The 15,181-nt window shown below is 71.6% G+C and carries 16 protein-coding genes; 6 read left to right on the forward strand and 10 right to left on the reverse strand.

The window, feature by feature from the left end; all coding sequences use genetic code 11:
- The first annotated feature begins 92 nt into the window (after nt 1-92).
- Together ABEA43_RS14665 and ABEA43_RS14670 are read left to right on the forward strand one after the other, a co-directional pair.
- The gene (locus ABEA43_RS14665) at nt 93-1,631 is read left to right on the forward strand and encodes an AMP-binding protein (protein WP_345562039.1); all 1,539 of its coding nucleotides are present in this window, start codon (nt 93-95) and stop codon (nt 1,629-1,631) included.
- A 167-nt stretch (nt 1,632-1,798) separates the two neighbouring features.
- Nucleotides 1,799-3,031 (forward strand): S1C family serine protease, encoded by a 1,233-nt coding sequence (locus ABEA43_RS14670; protein WP_345562040.1) that lies wholly within the window; start codon nt 1,799-1,801, stop codon nt 3,029-3,031.
- A gap of 65 nt (nt 3,032-3,096) precedes the next feature.
- Here ABEA43_RS14670 and ABEA43_RS14675 read toward each other — a convergent pair whose 3' ends face one another.
- From ABEA43_RS14675 to ABEA43_RS14710, 8 genes are all read right to left on the reverse strand, one after another.
- Entirely contained in the window at nt 3,097-3,837 is a 741-nt protein-coding gene (locus tag ABEA43_RS14675; protein ID WP_345562042.1) for an ABC transporter permease, read from the reverse strand.
- Entirely contained in the window at nt 3,830-4,711 is an 882-nt protein-coding gene (locus ABEA43_RS14680; protein WP_345562044.1) for an ABC transporter ATP-binding protein, read from the reverse strand. The genes ABEA43_RS14675 and ABEA43_RS14680 overlap by 8 nt, the downstream gene beginning before the upstream one ends.
- Nucleotides 4,708-5,031, reverse strand: a complete 324-nt coding sequence (locus ABEA43_RS14685; RefSeq protein ID WP_345562045.1) for a winged helix-turn-helix domain-containing protein — start codon at nt 5,029-5,031, stop codon at nt 4,708-4,710. The genes ABEA43_RS14680 and ABEA43_RS14685 overlap by 4 nt, the downstream gene beginning before the upstream one ends.
- Nucleotides 5,028-5,648, reverse strand: a complete 621-nt coding sequence (locus ABEA43_RS14690) for a hypothetical protein (RefSeq protein WP_345562047.1) — start codon at nt 5,646-5,648, stop codon at nt 5,028-5,030. Before ABEA43_RS14690 ends, ABEA43_RS14685 begins: the two co-directional genes overlap by 4 nt.
- 83 nt (nt 5,649-5,731) lie before the next feature.
- Nucleotides 5,732-7,504 carry a thiol reductant ABC exporter subunit CydC gene (cydC, locus tag ABEA43_RS14695; RefSeq protein WP_425570264.1) on the reverse strand — a complete coding sequence of 591 codons (1,773 nt, stop codon included), beginning with the start codon at nt 7,502-7,504 and terminating at the stop codon, nt 5,732-5,734.
- Between the two features lie 8 nt (nt 7,505-7,512).
- Nucleotides 7,513-9,405: a thiol reductant ABC exporter subunit CydD gene (gene cydD, locus ABEA43_RS14700; protein ID WP_345562051.1), complete on the reverse strand. Its 1,893-nt coding sequence runs from the start codon at nt 9,403-9,405 to the stop codon at nt 7,513-7,515.
- Between the two features lie 6 nt (nt 9,406-9,411).
- A complete protein-coding gene (locus tag ABEA43_RS14705; protein ID WP_345562053.1) occupies nt 9,412-10,176 on the reverse strand; it encodes a cytochrome d ubiquinol oxidase subunit II in 765 nt (254 codons plus the stop codon).
- Nucleotides 10,177-10,185: 9 nt separating this feature from the next.
- Nucleotides 10,186-11,352 carry a cytochrome ubiquinol oxidase subunit I gene (locus ABEA43_RS14710; RefSeq protein WP_345562055.1) on the reverse strand — a complete coding sequence of 389 codons (1,167 nt, stop codon included), beginning with the start codon at nt 11,350-11,352 and terminating at the stop codon, nt 10,186-10,188.
- A gap of 86 nt (nt 11,353-11,438) precedes the next feature.
- Between ABEA43_RS14710 and ABEA43_RS14715 the strand changes: the two genes are divergently transcribed.
- Complete coding sequence (locus ABEA43_RS14715; RefSeq protein WP_345562057.1) at nt 11,439-11,774, forward strand: helix-turn-helix transcriptional regulator; 336 nt, start codon at nt 11,439-11,441, stop codon at nt 11,772-11,774.
- Nucleotides 11,775-11,816: 42 nt separating this feature from the next.
- On the opposite strand, the gene ABEA43_RS14720 is transcribed toward ABEA43_RS14715, so the two are convergent.
- On the reverse strand, nt 11,817-12,494 hold the full coding sequence (locus tag ABEA43_RS14720; RefSeq protein ID WP_345562059.1) for a permease prefix domain 1-containing protein: 678 nt from the start codon (nt 12,492-12,494) through the stop codon (nt 11,817-11,819).
- 104 nt (nt 12,495-12,598) lie between these two features.
- On the opposite strand from ABEA43_RS14720, the gene ABEA43_RS14725 reads away from it, so the two are divergent.
- Genes ABEA43_RS14725 through ABEA43_RS14735 form a run of 3 tightly spaced genes read left to right on the forward strand, consistent with a single transcriptional unit; the run spans nt 12,599 to nt 13,741 of the window.
- Nucleotides 12,599-12,952, forward strand: coding sequence for a VOC family protein (locus ABEA43_RS14725; protein ID WP_345562061.1), 354 nt, complete (start codon nt 12,599-12,601; stop codon nt 12,950-12,952).
- The gene (locus ABEA43_RS14730) at nt 12,949-13,290 is read left to right on the forward strand and encodes an ArsR/SmtB family transcription factor (protein WP_345562062.1); all 342 of its coding nucleotides are present in this window, start codon (nt 12,949-12,951) and stop codon (nt 13,288-13,290) included. The genes ABEA43_RS14725 and ABEA43_RS14730 overlap by 4 nt, the downstream gene beginning before the upstream one ends.
- The gene (locus ABEA43_RS14735) at nt 13,280-13,741 is read left to right on the forward strand and encodes an SRPBCC family protein (RefSeq protein WP_345562064.1); all 462 of its coding nucleotides are present in this window, start codon (nt 13,280-13,282) and stop codon (nt 13,739-13,741) included. Before ABEA43_RS14730 ends, ABEA43_RS14735 begins: the two co-directional genes overlap by 11 nt.
- Before the next feature lie 3 nt (nt 13,742-13,744).
- On the opposite strand, the gene ABEA43_RS14740 is transcribed toward ABEA43_RS14735, so the two are convergent.
- Nucleotides 13,745-15,106, reverse strand: a complete 1,362-nt coding sequence (locus ABEA43_RS14740; protein ID WP_345562066.1) for a pentapeptide repeat-containing protein — start codon at nt 15,104-15,106, stop codon at nt 13,745-13,747.
- Nucleotides 15,107-15,181 lie beyond the last annotated feature (75 nt).

Genomic DNA, 15,181 nt, shown 5'->3' on the forward strand with positions numbered 1-15,181 from the left:
CGCAAGCCGCGGCCTCGACGAGGAGGCCGCGGCTTCGGCGTGTCCGCGCGGGTCCTGGCGCGGCGGGCGATCAGCCGAATACTGTTCTGTTCATGCATCCGGGAGCCATCGCAGCAGTCACCCCCGACAAGCCCGCTGTGATCATGGCGGGCTCCGGGCGGGTCGTCACCTACCGCGAGCTGGACGAGGAGTCGAACCGGCTGGCCCATCTGTTCCGGGCGGCCGGGCTGCGGCCTGGCGACCACATCGCCTTCATGCTCGCCAACCACCCCCTCTTCCTGGTCGTCGCCTGGGCCGCGCACCGTTCGGGCCTGTACTACACGCCGGTCAGCTCGCGGCTGCAGACGGACGAGCTGGCCTACATCGTGGACAACTGCGGCGCCCGGGCGTTCATCACGAGCGCGGACCTGGCCGGCGTGGCCACCTCGATCACCGCCGCCACCCCCGGGGTCGGGCTGCGGCTCATGCTCGACGGCGCCGCCGAGGGCTTCGAGTCGTACGAGGAGGCCGTCGCGGGCCTGCCGGCCACCCCGATCGAGGACGAGTGCGCGGGCACGGACATGCTCTACTCCTCGGGCACCACGGGCCGGCCGAAGGGCGTCAAGCTGGCCGCGACGCACGGCCCGCTCACCGAGCCTGGCCTGCTGTTCAAGCTCATCGAGGCGCTGTTCGCGCCCTCGGGGGACAGCGTCTACCTCTCGCCCGCGCCGCTCTACCACGCCGCGCCGCTGCGCTACAGCATGACGTTCCAGCGGCTCGGCGCCACGGTGGTGGTCATGGAGCGCTTCGACCCCGAGCGATATCTGGAGCTGGTGGAGCGGTACGGGGTCACGCACTCGCAGCTCGTGCCCACGATGTTCATCAAGATGCTCAAGCTGCCCCCAGAAATCCGGGAAAAGCACGATATTTCATCCCTCAAGTACGCGATCCACGCCGCCGCCCCCTGCCCCGTCCCCGTCAAGGACCAGATGATCGCCTGGTGGGGCCCGATCATCCACGAGTACTACGCGGGCACCGAGGGCAACGGCTTCCTCTACGTCAACGCCCAGGACTGGCTCCAGCACAAGGGCACGGTCGGCCGCTCCCTGCTCGGCGTGGTGCACGTCTGCGACGAGGACGGCGCGGACCTGCCCCCGGGCGAGCACGGCACGATCTACTTCGAGAACGGCGGCCGCTTCGAGTATCACGGCGACCCCGGCAAGACCCGCTCCGCGCAGGACCCCTTGGGCAGGGGCTGGACCACGCTGGGCGACATCGGCTACCTGGACGCCGACGGCTTCCTCTACCTGACCGACCGCCGCTCGTACATGATCATCTCGGGCGGCGTGAACATCTACCCGCAGGAGGCCGAGAACGTCCTGTCGGTGCACCCGAAGGTGGCCGACGTGGCGGTGTTCGGGGTGCCGGACGAGGAGATGGGCGAGCAGGTCAAGGCCGTGGTCGAACCGGTGTCCCTGGACGAGGCGGGGCCGGGGCTGGAGTCGGAGCTCATCGCGTACTGCCGCGAACATCTGGCACACTACAAATGCCCCAAGTCGGTGGACTTCCGCGAGGCGCTGCCCCGCCATCCGACCGGCAAGCTGTACAAGCGCCTGCTGAGAGACGAATACTGGCCCGCCCGGAGCGACTGACCGCCGGGTTCAGGGCCGTTCTGAGAAATTCTGCGCGGCCCCGCACGGCGGCCAGCAGCGGCGATAAGGCGGCCGTGAATCGTTTCATGAAGCTCTGATCTTTGGCTTAACCAGGTCTTACGCGCCACTTGGCACTCTTGAGTCATCGGGACTTGAGGAGATGACAGATGGACGCGAACGAGCCTCGCGAGCAGGGCACCGGGTGGAGCCAGTTCGGTGACACCCCGCCGGCCGCCGGGGGCTTCCCCCGGCGGGACACGATCATGATGGAGCAGCCGCCTCCGCCGCCACCCGCGCCACCGAAACGACCCGGCTTCGCCGCCGGACGCAAGGCCATCGCCGGACTCGCCCTGGCGGTCACCGCCGTCGGCGGGGGCGTCGTGGGGGCCACCATCGCCAACTCCTTCCACACCGAGCCCGTGGCGAGCAGCAGCACGCCGAGCCCGGTCTTCAAGCCGGCCTCCAGCCAGCTCACCGTCGCCGAGGTGGCCGCCAAGGTGCAGCCCACCGTGGTGATGATCCAGGGCCAGACCGGCGAGGGCTCCGGCGTCGTGCTGTCGGAGGACGGCCTCATCCTCACCAACAACCACGTGGTCGTGGGCGCCGGTCAGGGCGGCGGCCAGATGACGGTCAAGTTCAGCGACGGCAAGACCGCCAAGGCCACCGTCGTCGGCACCGATCCCGCCACCGACCTCGCGGTCATCAGGGCGGAAGGCGTCTCCGGGCTGACCGGGGCCACGCTCGGCGACAGCGACCAGCTCAAGGTCGGCGACGCCGTACTGGCCATCGGCAGCCCGCTCGGCCTCGACGGATCCGTCACCGCGGGCATCGTCAGCGCGCTCGACCGCACGCTCACCGTCGGCGGCGAGCAGCAGCAGCAGATCCCGCCCGGCTGGGGACAGCAGCAGCAGAGCCAGGCGAGCGGCACCACCACCATCGGCGGCGCGATCCAGACCGACGCCGCGATCAACCCGGGCAACTCCGGCGGCGCGCTGGTGAACGCCGCGGGCGAGCTGATCGGCATCAACACCGCCATCGCCTCGGAGGCGGCCGGCGGCGGCGTCGGCTTCGCCATCCCGGTCAACACCGCCAAGCAGGTGTCCGAGCAGCTCATCAGCAGCGGCAAGGTCAGCCACGCCTTCCTCGGCGTGAGCGTCACGGACGCGACGGGCGACGTGCCAGGAGCCCTCGTCAGGGAGATCACCGCGGACAGCCCTGCTGACAAGGCGGGTCTGAAGCAGGGCGACCTCATCACTCAAATCGGCGGCAAGGCGGTTGACGGGGGCGATACGGTTGTCGGGCAGGTCAGAGGTTTCAAACCGGGCCAACAGGTCAAGATCACATATATGAGGGACGGTAAGGCCGGCGAGGCCACCGTCACCCTCGAAGAGAAGAAATAACAGGACCCCCTCATGGACGGGTGTGCCGTTGAGATCGCTGCGGACTCGGCGGCACACCCCCCCATTCAGGAGAAGCGGCGGCCCTCGTCGCGGCGGTAGGCCCACGCCGCACCGGCCGCCGCCGCCACGGTCCACCCGGCCAGCGCGATCAGCGCGGTGACGTTCGGGTCGTTCCCCGCGATCGCCCACCACAGGAGCTCCGCCGCACCCCTCGCGGGCGTGTACGGCGAGACGACCTCGATGAAGCCGGGCAGGATCTGGGGCGGCAGCAGCAGCCCGCCGAGGATCGCGAGCGGGAAGAACAGCAGCTGCGACACCGCGATGGCCGCCTTGGCCGTCAGCATGAAGCCGATGAACAGGCCGAGCAGCATGAACGGGATGCCACCGGCGATCAGCACGCCCAGCCCGAGCAGCAGCCGGAGCGGCGTGATGGTCGCCTCGGTGAAGAACGCCGCGACCAGCAGCACGGGGATCACCGAGAGCAGCATGACGGCGAGCGTGGCCAGGATCCGCCCGGCGAAGCGGGGGAACGGCCCGGCGGGGAGCGTGCGCAGATACGGGTTCCACGGCTGCTCGCGGTCCATGGCGACCGAGATGCTGAGCGCGATCAGCGCACCCGACATCGCTCCGAAGAACATCAGCGACCCCGTCGCCATAGTGGCGGCCTGGGGGTCGTCGCCCGCGAACGGCACCACGAACGCCAGCATCGAGATGGCCGGGAACAGCGCGCTGGCCAGCAGGCCGATCGGCACCCTGAGCTGCTCGATCATGAGGAACCTGGTGTGCGCGGCGATCAGGCTAGACATCGGCGGTCTCCTTCGAGGTGATGGCGAGGAAGGCCTCTTCCAGGGTGGTCGGCCTGATCTCGAGGCCGGAGAACGGCGTGCCGCTCCGCACCAGCTCGACGACCAGCCGGTCGGGGTCGGTGGTGACCAGGTTGATCCGGCCGTCCTCGCGCTCGGACCCGATCACCCCGGGCAGCTCGGGCACCTCTCCCGCGGCGAACGAGACGCGCCGGACCCCCACGACGTCGCGTACGGCCTGCATCGTGTCGTCGGCCAGCACGCGCCCGCCGCCCACCACGACCACCCGCTTGGCCAGGGCCTCGATCTCCTCCAGGTAGTGGCTGGTGAGCAGCACCGTGCCGCCGTCGTCGTGGAAGGCCTTGATGCCGTCCCACAGTGAGCGCCTGGCCTCGACGTCGAGTCCGGTCGTGGGCTCGTCCAGGAACACCATCCGCGGCTTGCCCGCGAACGCCAGCGCGACCGCCAGCCGCCGCTTCTGGCCGCCCGACAGGCCGCCGACCTGGCGCTTGACCAGATCGGACAGCCCGAAGCGGTACAGCAGCTCGCCCTTGGCCGCGCGCTCGGGGAAGTGCGCCGACACGAAGTCGACGATCTCGCCGACCCTTAACGACTCGGGCAGCCCCGTCTCCTGCGGGGTGACGCCGATGCCGCGCCTGGCGACCGGATCCCGGGGCGAGCCGCCGAGCAGCTCGACCGTGCCGGACGTCGGGCGGCGCAGCCCCACGAACAGGTTGATCAGGGTGGACTTGCCCGCCCCGTTCGGGCCGAGCAGGCCGACCAGCTCGCCGGCCCGGATGTCGAGCGAGACGCGGTCGAGCGCCAGCACGTCGCCGTAGCGGCGGGTGACCTCTGTCGCCCGGGCGAGGACCGTCATGTGATTCCTCCAGCGTTGTCCAGCAGGGCGCGAATCGCCTTGGTGTAGTCCTCGAAAGCCAGCCGCCCGCGTTTGGTGAGCGCCAGGAACGTCACCGGGGTACGGCCTTTGTGCGTCTTGATGATCCGGACATATCCGGCTTCTTCCAGCTTGGTCAGATGGACGGACAGGTTGCCCGCGGTCATGCCGAGCAGGTCCTTCATCGAGGCGAACGCCATCTCGTCGCCCTCGGGAAGGACGTTGAGCGCGGCGACCACCCGTAGCCTGGCCTGCGCGTGGATCACGGGATCCAGGTCGGGCAGAGCGTTCTCGGTCGTCATGCGCGGCGCCTCTGGAAGGCCGCCACGGCGATGAACCCGCCCCCCACGAGCACGGCCGTCAGCAGCGCGTGCCAGCCCGGGCCGAGCAGAATGCCGAGCGCGTTCACGCCGGCGACCCACGAGCCGACGAAGAACATCGGCCAGCTCAGCCAGATCGCGCCGCCCGCCATGTACAGCAGCGCCACCACCGTCATCGACGCGCCCGCCCACACCAGCCCCCTTTCAGCGGGCGGCAGCATGGGGGTGATCCGGCTGGCGAGCACGGCCACCAGCAGCATCCCGGCGAACCACGAATAGCCGTACATCGCGCCTCTGGCCGTGCTGTCGCCGCGAACGGGCCTGTTCATCCGCACGAGCCAGAACGTGGTCACCGCCCCCGCGACGAGCTGGGCGCCCATCAGCACGGCCAGCGCCTGCATCGGGGAGATGGGCGCGTACGGCCGGCCGCCGAGCCCGTAGCTGAGGAAGAACGCGGTGAAGCCGAGCAGCCACGCCACGCCCCAGGGCAGGTAGAACAGGACCGGGTTGGGGAAGAGCATCTTCGCGGTGGCGACGCTCTGCTCCTCGATGACGCGGAGCATCTCCTCCGGACTGGGCGCGGGGTTGTTGTCCGCCATCGCAAACTCCTCGAAGTCTTAAACTGGTTTGTACTTTAAACCAGATGGCCGCGCAAACTCAACCCAAGAGGTCGGACGGAGGCTTACCTGCGGGTGAGTACTTCGGACTCCCACAGGTCGCGGTAGTAGCCGGCGGCGGCGACGAGCTCGTCGTGCGTGCCCCGCTGGACGACCCGGCCCTCGTCCAGGACGACGATCTCGTCGACCGTCTCCAGGCCCTTGAGGCGGTGCGTCACGAGCAGCGTGGTGCGATCCCTGGTGACGTCGAGCAGATCGGCCATCAGCCGGTCGGCCGTCTCCTCGTCGAGCGCCTCGGCGGGCTCGTCGAGGAGCAGCACGGGCGGGTCGTACAGCAGCGCCCTGGCCAGGGCCAGCCGCTGCAACTGGCCGCCGGACACGGTCTTGCCGTCCTCGCCCAGCTCGGCGTCCCATCCGGTCCGCTCGACCCAGCCGCCGAGCCGGGCATCGTGTACGGCCTTCCGCAGCGCCTCGTCGTCCGCCTCGGGGCCGGCGAGGCGCAGGTTGTCGCGCAGGCTGGCACGGAAGATGTACGGGTCTTGGGTGAGGCCCGTCATGAGCGTACGCACGTCGTCGGCGGCGAGGTCGCGGAGGTCCACGCCGTTCACCCGGATGCCGCCGGACTCGGGCTCGACCAGGCGCATGAGGGCGGCCAGCAACGTGCTCTTACCGGCCCCGCTGGGCCCCACGATCGCCACCCGCTGCCCGGGCCCGAGCCGCAACGACACCCCGTCCACCGCAGCCCGCCCGCCATCCTGCGCGGGAGTGCCCGGAGTGCCCTCAGCGGCAGGAGTGGCTTGAGTGCCCGGAGCCGTGGAGGTGCCGGGAGTGGCGAAGGTGCCCGCGGCGGCGGGGCGGGGGGAGTGGCGTACCACCAGGTTGTCGATCTCGACGGTCAGCGGGCCCGAGGGGACGGGCGCGGGGGCGGCGGGCTCCGCGATCACCGGGGTGGCGGACCGGACCTCGCGCAGCCGCCTGAGCGCGGCCGTGATGCCCGCCAGGCGCTCGCCGGCCGCCGCCAGGGGAAGTACGGGCTCGAACGCCACCAGGGAGGTCAGCGCGAGCACGGCCGTGCCGACCGAGGAGGCGCCAGCCGACTGAGCGAGCAGGACGATCGCCGCCACCGTCAGCCCCTGCACCAGCGTGCCGCCCGCCAGGGCGGCGGCGTGGACGCGGGCCTGGCGGCGTTCGAGCGCGGCCAGGGCCTCGTCGGCGGCCAGCGCCTTGGCCAGCGCCTCGTCGTCGGCCCCGTACGCCGCCAGGTCCGCGGACCCGTGCACGAGGTCCGCCACCCGGGCCGCGAGGGCCGCCCGCGCCGGCGCGATCCTGGCCGACCAGCGGCGGGCCGCGGCGGCCGTGCCGGCGGGCAGCAGCACCCCGGCCAGGACCAGCCCGGCCGTCAGCACCAGAGCCGTCACCGGCAGGACGGTCAGCCCGATCACGACGGCCGCCAGCCCGGCCACCGCCGCCGCGGCGGCGGGGAGCAGGCAGCGCACCAGCAGGTCCTGCACGGCCTCGGTGTCGTCGACCATGCGGCTGAGCAGGTCGGCACCGCCGTGGCGGGGCTGCTGGGGCGGGATCAGGGCCTGGTAGAGGCGTTCGCGGGTGCCCGCCTGGGCGCGCAGGGCGACGTCGTGGCCGGTGAGGCGCTCGGCGTAGCGGAAGACGCCCTTGCTCGTGGCGAACGCTCGCGTCGCCACGATCGCCACGCTGAGCGCGGCCAGCGGCGGCTGCTCGGCGGCCCGGGTGATCAGCCAGGCGGCTGCGGCGATCAGGCCCAGCCCGGCCAGGTCGGCCGCCGCTCCCGCCAGCACGGCCCAGAGGAGCCGCGTTCCCATACGCCGGTTCACCGCCCGCTCCCTTCCCGCCGCACCACCGCGACATGATCGCGCCCCGGCGCCTCCCCATCCTCCGGTCTCGGCAGCGCCGCCGCGACCTCATCGCGCCCCGGCGGCTCCTCGTCCGCCGGGATCGCCGCAGCTGGCGGCTCCCTGTCCTTCGGCACCGCCGTCGGTGCCTCCTCGTCCTCCGGCCCCGGCAGCGCCGCCGCGGCGTGATCGCGCCCCGGTGGCAACGATGGGTCGGTGGAGTGGGTCGTGTCGGAGACGATGCGGCCCTCGTGGACGCGGATGACGCGATCGGCCAGGTCGATCATGGCGGGCCGGTGCGCGACGATGACCGCCGTACGCCCCTCGGCCAGGTCCGCGGTGGCCGCGACCACGGCGGCCTCGCTGCGCCCGTCGAGCCGCGCCGTGGGCTCGTCGAGCAGCAGCACCGAGGCGCCGGGCCGGCAGAAGGCGCGCGCCAGGGCGATCCGCTGCCGCTGTCCCGCCGACAGGTTGGCGCCGCGCTCGCCCACCACCGTGTCGTACCCCTCGGGCAGGTCGGCCACGAAGCCGGCGTGCGCGGCCGCGGCGGCCCGGCGGACGTCGTCGAGAGTGGCGGAAGGGGCCCCGAGCCGGATGTTGCCGGCCACCGACGCGGCGAACAGGTGCGGGCGCTGGGCCACGAACGCCAGCCGCGCCCGCCAGGCCGCCAGGTCCAGCTCGCGCAGGTCCACGCCGCCGACGAGGACCCGGCCCTCGGACGGGCGGACGAAGCCGAGGACCAGGTGCAGCAGCGTGCTCTTGCCGCCGCCGCTCTCACCCACCAGGGCGACCCGCTCGCGCGGCCCGATGGTGAGCGAGACGTTCTCCAGCGCGGCTCCGTCCCGGCCCGGGTAGCGCACGGTCACGTTCTCCAGCCGGATCTCGGGGGCGCCACCCGGCGGCGCGGCGGCCGGGCGTACCCCGTCAGGCTCGTCGTCACCGGCCTCGTCCAGTACGGCGAACGCCGCGTCCGCGGCGGCCACCCCCTCCATGGAGGCGTGGAACCGCGTCCCCATCGCCCGCAGCGGCAGATACGCCTCCGGCGCCAGCAGCAGCACCAGCAACGCCGTCGTCAGATCCAGCGACCCCCCGAGCAGCCGCAGCCCGATCGGCACCGCCACCAGCGCCAGCGACAGCGACGCGCACAGCTCCAGCACCAGCGAGGACAGGAACGCCACCCGCAGCGTCCGCATCGTGGCGCTCCGGTGCGCGTCGGCCACCTGCCGGATGACGGTGGCCTGGTAGCGGGCCCGCCCGAACGCGCGCAGCGTCGGCAGCCCGCGCACCACGTCCAGGAAGTGCCCCCCGAGCCGCGACAGCGCCAGGAACTGCCGCTCGGTGACGGCCTTGGTGGTCATGCCGACGAGCGCGCCGAACACCGGGATGAGCGGCAGCGTGACCAGCACGATCACCGCGCTCGCCAGGTCGGCCGCGAACAGCCGGACCAGGACGGCCACCGGCACCACCGCGGCCACCGCGATCGACGGCAGGTAGCCGGTCAGGTAGGCGTCGAGCCCGTCCAGGCCGCGCCCCGTGAGCGTGACCAGCTCGCCGGATCGGTGCGCGGCCAGCCGCGCGGGCCCGAGGTCGCGCAGGCGGCCCAGCAGCCGGTGGCGCAGCGCCGACTTCACCCCGGTCGCGGTGCGCCCGGCGAACACGCCCTGGGTCCACGCCAGCAGCGCGCGCACGCCCACGACCCCCGCCAGCCCCGCGAGCGCGACGGCGGTGAACCTGCCGGACAGCACCCCGGCCAGCAGCTCGGCCTGCACCAGCACCAGCAGCCCGGCCAGCACCGCCGCGGCCATGGTCACGGTCAGGTGGCGGCGCACCGACCGCTCGGCCCGCATGAGCCGCAGAAGATCCTTATGCACATGCCCTCAGAAGAACGACGGGAGCGGGACGGCGTCCTTCCCTGGCCGGAAAGTCCGCCATACCCATACTTGCGCGCCCAGCATGACGGGTGCGACCGGCAGCGCCATGACACTGAGCACATTCAACGTGGCGGCGGGCGCGCTGTGCTCCAGCAGGTACGGCATCGCGCCCGCGAGCACACCGACGGCGGGCAGCGCGGCCACCACGCCCGAGATCAGCAGGGACCGCCCCGATCTGGACGCCCCGAACACGCCGGGCGTCCGCCAGGCCAGGAACGTCCACCCGTGGAAGGCGAACAGCAGCGTCACCACCACTCCCAGCAGCACCCCGAGCGGATGCACCGGCGGGCTCTCGAACCCGGTGGCCGCCGCGTACAGGGCCATCCCCCAGCAGAACGACAGCCCCAGCGACCCGAACGCGATCATCGCGTCCCAGAACCCCCGCCACCGGAAGCCGTCCAGCCTGCGCCGGAACCACAGCCCGGCGTCCCGCAGGATCCAGCTCAGCAGCATGGCCACCACCAGCGGGTACAGGCCGAACAGCACCTCGCCCTCCAGCAGCGGATACACCCCGAACAGCGTCCCGGCCACGGCCACCAGCCAGACCTCGTTGGCCAGCACGTACGGCGCGACGGCGGCCACCATGCGATCGCGGCCCTCACGCGTCCTGCCGAGCACCGGCAGCAGCAGCCCCACCCCCAGATCGAACCCCTCAAGGGCGAAATATCCGGCGAACAGCACCGCGAAGACGACGAACCAGATCACATCCACGTTGACTCCTCAGTAGCTCAGGGCGGGGGACCGGGGCTCATCCGCGGCGGCGCCGAGGGCCAGGTCGCCGGGACCGCGCCTGATCACCTTGGCGATGAGCACGTAGTCGACGACCGCCAGCAGCCCCAGCACGGCCACGAAGCCGATGAACGAGGCCGTGATCATGCCCGGCGTCAGCCCGGGGGACATGGCGTCGGCGACGCTGAGGCGTTCCCAGATCATCCAGGGCTGCCGCCCGATCTCCCGCGCCCCCCAGCCCGCGATCGCCAGCAGGAACGGCAGCGGCGTCATCGCGATCAGGATCGGATGCGCCCAGCGCCGCCGGGGCAGGCTGCGGATCAGCGGCAGCAGCACGAGCAGCACGAACAGGCCGACGAGCTGCCCGATCTCCATCATGAACGCGAGCGAGAGCGCCGCGCCCGTATTCCCGTTGAACTTGCCCTCCTGCACGCCGCTGAACTGCAGGTATCCGGACATCATCGTGAGGAGGATCCCGATGCCCGCCACGCCGACGCCCATCCGCAGCGACGCGGAGAAGAACTCCAGCTCGCCGGTGCGGCGGCGCAGCTTGTACGCGCTGGCGCCGGCCAGCACCATGCCCCCGGCGAACAGCCCGGCCCCGATGACATGCGGGAAGGAGTACAGCAGCGCCTTGTTCGTGAGCAGGGCGCCGAAGTCGACCAGCTCCATCCGCCCGTTCCTGAGCACGGATCCGGCCGGATTCTGCAGGTACGAGTTCGCCACCATGATGAAGAACGCGCTCGCGTACGCCGTCAGCGTCACCAGCCAGATGCAGGCCAGGTGCGCCCGCCTGGGCAGCCGGCCCCAGCCGAAGATCCACAGGCCCAGGAACGTGGACTCCAGGAAGAAGGCCACCAGCGTCTCCATGGCCAGCGGCGCGCCGAACACGTCACCCGCGTAGTGGGACAGCCCGCTCCACGACAGGCCGAACTGGAACTCCATCACCAGTCCGGTGACGATGCCCAGCGCGTAGTTGATGACATAGATCTGCCCCCAGAACCGGGTCATCCGCTCGTGCACCGGGTCGCCCGACCGGACCCAGCGGGTGTGCATGATCGCCACCAGCGGGGCCAGGCCCAGCGTGAGCACGACGAACAGGAAATGCAGGCTCCCCGTCACGGCGAACTGCGTACGGGCCAGTTCGAGTACATCCATCACGACTCCGTTGTTGTGCGTACCTACATATAGAGAGCCTACATGTAGACTGGCTACATGTTGAATCGGTGTCTAGGATCGGAGTCATGAATCCAGACGCGCTGCGCGGGCACATGGACGCGCTGCTGCTCTCGGTGCTCGAGGGTGAGCCCCTGCACGGTTACGCCATCATCGAGGCGCTGCAGGAGCGCAGCGGAGGCGCGCTCAGCGTGCCGACGGGCACCGTCTATCCGGCCCTGCGCCGGTTGGAGCGCGTCGGCTACCTGTCCAGCGAGTGGGCCACGGTGGGCGGGCGCAAACGCCGCACCTACCGGCTGACCGCCTCCGGCCGCAGCCAGCTGGCGGGCGAGCGGTCGGCCTGGCGGGAGTTCGCCAGCGTGATCGGGAACGTGCTGCGCGCGGAGGTCAGCGCCACGAGCTGACAACGGGCAGCGGAGGTCAGCGCCACGAGCTGAAGAAGGCGGTCAGCGGGGTTCGGCGCTGGGACGGGACGCGCGCGTGATGCGCAGGCACCGCGTGGCGCCGTAGATCTGCATCCCCCACAGCGCCGAGGTCACGAGGTTGGCCAGCGCTGTGGGCAGCGCGGTCAGGGTGTTGGGGGAGTCCGCCCCGTAGGAGAGCAGCAGCCCCAGCCCGGCCGTGATCGGCAGCGCGGCCCAGACGATCACGCCCAGCGACCTGGTCACCAGGTGCGGCCGGCGGATCCACCGCGCGCCCCGGCTGAGCGCGAGCAGCGCCAGCCCGCCGTACACGCCCGTGGCGAGCTGGAGGACGTCGAGCAGGCGTGAGACGGGCCAGAACCAGCTCGGCTGGCGGGCCCAGGCCTCCTCGGTGGCGGGGTAGAGCCGCCAGAGCACCGACCACATGAGCACCGTGGCCGGGACGCTGACGAACAGCAGGACGCCCAGCCGCCGCCCCGACAGGGCGGTCAGCTCGCTCTGGTAGTCCGGCGCGATCTCGGCGACCCGGCCGAACTCCGCCACGGCCAGCCGCTCCGCCTCCAGCCGCTCCAGCCCGTCGGCTTCGAAGGCGTCGGCGGTGTCGGAGAGGCTGTGGCGCGCTTCGACGACCATGTCCCGCTTCGGCCCGTGCGGACCAGAGAGCGCGCGGTTCAGGTCGGCCACGTAGTCGTCGATGCGCATGGCCCCAAGTTTAGGAGGGCGGCCCTCGGGGGCCCATCCGGGAACTCCCTGATATTTCGCCGAAGGGTTGTTAAGTAGGAAATTTCCTACGTATAGTGTCCCACATGCTGATTTCCGCAATCGCCACCGTCACCGTGCCCGTGGCCGACCAGGAGCGCGCGCTCGCCTTCTACACCGGCGTGCTCGGCTTCGAGGTGCGCACCGACAACCCGTTCCCGATGGGCCGCTGGCTCACCGTCGCCCCCAAGGGCGGCGCGACCACCCTGCTGCTGGCCTCCTGGTTCCCCGCCATGGCGCCGATCGGCGGCCTGGTCGTGACCGCGCCCGACCTGGACGCGCTGGCCGCGCGGCTGAGCGAGAACGCGACCGCCTTCGAGGGGCCGAGCGACGAGTCGTGGGGCCGCCAGCTCCTGTTCCAGGACCCCTTCGGCAACGGGTACGTGGTCAGCCAGGCATGACGGCCGACCACGTGTTCACGGCGCTGGCCAGCCCGGCCCGCCGCGAGCTGCTGCGGCTGCTGCTCGACGAGGGCGCCCAGCCCGCGGGCCGGCTGGCCGAGCGGTTCGACATGAGCAGGCCCAGCGTGTCGGAGCATCTCAAGGTGCTCAGGGACGCCGGGCTGGTGGCCGAGACCCGCAAGGGGCGGGAACGGCACTACCGGCTGGAGGCCGCGCCGCTCATGGACATCCGCGACTGGCTCACCCCCTACGAACGTTTCTGGCGGGAGAAGCTCGCCAACCTCACGACCCTGCTCGACGAGATGGAAGAGGACGGTGCACCCGGCGATGCCAGCTGAGATGTCCCATGGAGAGACGACCGAGGACCTGCGCGCGATCAGGCTCGACCAGTTCATCGCGCACCCGCCCGCGAAGGTGTGGCGGGCGCTCACCGAGCCGGAGCTGCTCGCCCGCTGGCTCATGTCCAACGACTTCAAGGCCGAGGTCGGGCACCGGTTCACCTTCACCACGACGCCGAAGAAGCAGGTCGGGTTCGACGGGGTCGTCTACTGCGAGGTGCTGGAGCTCGTACCCGGGGAGCTGATGAAGATCAGCTGGAGCGACGGCAAGCGGGCGGACTGGACGGTCACCTGGCGGCTGGCGGCCGAGGGCAAGGGGACGCGGTTGTTCCTCGACCATGAGGGCTTCGACCCCGACGACGAGGTGCAGCAGCTCTCCCGCCGGATCATGGGTGGCGGATGGCGCTCGTCGCACTTCCGCGCCATCGCCGCCATCGTCGAGGAGCTCTGAGGGTCAGCGGTGCGCGGCCGGGCCCGGCGGCTCGGCCTGGCGTTCGGCGTGGGAGGCCGACGACCACAGGACGGCCGCGGCGAGCGCCGTCAGCAGCGCGAACCAGCCCGCCGCCCGGCCCATGCGCATGCCGTAGCCGCACACCAGCCAGGACAGCGACAGCCACCAGCGGTGACCGGCCTGGCGGCGCATCTCCATGGCCGCGAAGGCGAAGTCGGCCGAGGTGGCGCTGTCGCTGGGCCGCAGGCCGGAGTAGAGCGTGGCCAGCCGGTCGGGCGTGGTGCCGGCGCCGCCGGCCTCACCCCAGCCGCGCAGGGTGTGCTCGTCGGCCAGCGCACGGCGGCGGGAGAACCAGCGCAGCATCGGCCAGCGCAGGCTCACCCGCACGCCGCGCGGTGTGAGCGCGAACGTGCAGTCCTTGACCCGCACCCCCGAGGGGTGGGCGAGACCGGCGAACCTGCACGTGGACAGGTCCAGCCCGAACAGGGTGAGGCTGGCCGCCTCCACCTGGCGCAGCGAGGTCAGCGTGGACCTGCCCCTGCCGGTCACGGTGGCGGGGCCGCGCAGGACCGCGCCCTCCAGGTCGGCCTGCGAGTCGGTCAGCCGCAACGTGGTCGTGCCGGTCACCTCGACGCCGCGCAGGTTCACGCCGCAGCGGGCGACCGCCACGTCCAGGATCCCGTCGGCGCGCGCCCTGGCGACGGAGAGCCGGCCGGTGGCCGAGAGGTAGGCGTCGGCGGCGAAGTGCGCGGCCTCGAACCCGGCGTGCCCGCTGACCTTGCGGAAGGACAGGGTACGGCCGAAGCGGGCGCCGCGGAAGGCGGCCCCGTCGCCGACGCGGGCGCCGTCGAACGTGGCGTACCCGTCGAACCTGGCCCGCTCGCACGACAGCCCGTGCCCGAGCACCGCCTGGCTGAACAGGGCGTCACGCGACATCACGGCCCGGTCGAGCGAGAGGTGACCGCGCACGGCGACGCCGTGGAAGGACAGCTCGCGGGTGAACCTGGCCCCGGCCAGGGACACGTTGCCGTCGAAGCGGGCCCCGAAGAACGAGGCCAGCCGCTCGAACGTGGCCTCGTCGAGCGACACGTCGCCCGCGAACGTCACGCCGGACAGCCTGACGTCGCCGGTGAACCTGACGCGCTCCAGCCGGGTCCTGCCGGGTCTCGCGCCGGTGGCGTCGAGGATCCTGGAGAGAAGATCGCCGGAGATGGTCGTGCCGCGCAGGTCGAGCAGGCGGCCGGGGGACAGCCCCAGGAGCGCTTCCTGGAGTTGTTCTGGTGACAGGTGTGCCAGGCACAAGCCGGACGGCCGGCAGGCGATTCCGGTGCAGGCAGCCGAATACGCGCAGGTTACCCAGTCCATGGACTGGTCATACCCCCGGTGGCCGATGTCAAGGTTCGACGATTTAATGTTCTATCCACTTTTATGTAGAAAAAT

The sequence above is a fragment of the Nonomuraea rosea genome, from assembly GCF_039539705.1.
GTDB classification, from domain to species: Bacteria; Actinomycetota; Actinomycetes; order Streptosporangiales; family Streptosporangiaceae; genus Nonomuraea; species Nonomuraea rosea.

Excerpts from the sequence above, each read along its gene's own strand:
- ABEA43_RS14680 (WP_345562044.1), bottom strand. The coding sequence starts at position 4,711 with ATGACGGTCCTCGCCCGGGCGACAGAGGTCACCCGCCGCTACGGCGAC.
- ABEA43_RS14730 (WP_345562062.1), top strand. The coding sequence starts at position 12,949 with ATGACGGCCGACCACGTGTTCACGGCGCTGGCCAGCCCGGCCCGCCGC.
- ABEA43_RS14685 (WP_345562045.1), bottom strand. The coding sequence starts at position 5,031 with ATGACGACCGAGAACGCTCTGCCCGACCTGGATCCCGTGATCCACGCG.
- ABEA43_RS14665 (WP_345562039.1), top strand. The coding sequence starts at position 93 with ATGCATCCGGGAGCCATCGCAGCAGTCACCCCCGACAAGCCCGCTGTG.
- ABEA43_RS14670 (WP_345562040.1), top strand. The coding sequence starts at position 1,799 with ATGGACGCGAACGAGCCTCGCGAGCAGGGCACCGGGTGGAGCCAGTTC.
- ABEA43_RS14740 (WP_345562066.1), bottom strand. The coding sequence starts at position 15,106 with ATGGACTGGGTAACCTGCGCGTATTCGGCTGCCTGCACCGGAATCGCC.
- ABEA43_RS14720 (WP_345562059.1), bottom strand. The coding sequence starts at position 12,494 with ATGCGCATCGACGACTACGTGGCCGACCTGAACCGCGCGCTCTCTGGT.
- ABEA43_RS14710 (WP_345562055.1), bottom strand. The coding sequence starts at position 11,352 with ATGGATGTACTCGAACTGGCCCGTACGCAGTTCGCCGTGACGGGGAGC.
- ABEA43_RS14675 (WP_345562042.1), bottom strand. The coding sequence starts at position 3,837 with ATGTCTAGCCTGATCGCCGCGCACACCAGGTTCCTCATGATCGAGCAG.
- ABEA43_RS14715 (WP_345562057.1), top strand. The coding sequence starts at position 11,439 with ATGAATCCAGACGCGCTGCGCGGGCACATGGACGCGCTGCTGCTCTCG.
- ABEA43_RS14690 (WP_345562047.1), bottom strand. The coding sequence starts at position 5,648 with ATGGCGGACAACAACCCCGCGCCCAGTCCGGAGGAGATGCTCCGCGTC.
- ABEA43_RS14735 (WP_345562064.1), top strand. The coding sequence starts at position 13,280 with ATGCCAGCTGAGATGTCCCATGGAGAGACGACCGAGGACCTGCGCGCG.
- cydC (WP_425570264.1), bottom strand. The coding sequence starts at position 7,504 with ATGGGAACGCGGCTCCTCTGGGCCGTGCTGGCGGGAGCGGCGGCCGAC.
- ABEA43_RS14725 (WP_345562061.1), top strand. The coding sequence starts at position 12,599 with ATGCTGATTTCCGCAATCGCCACCGTCACCGTGCCCGTGGCCGACCAG.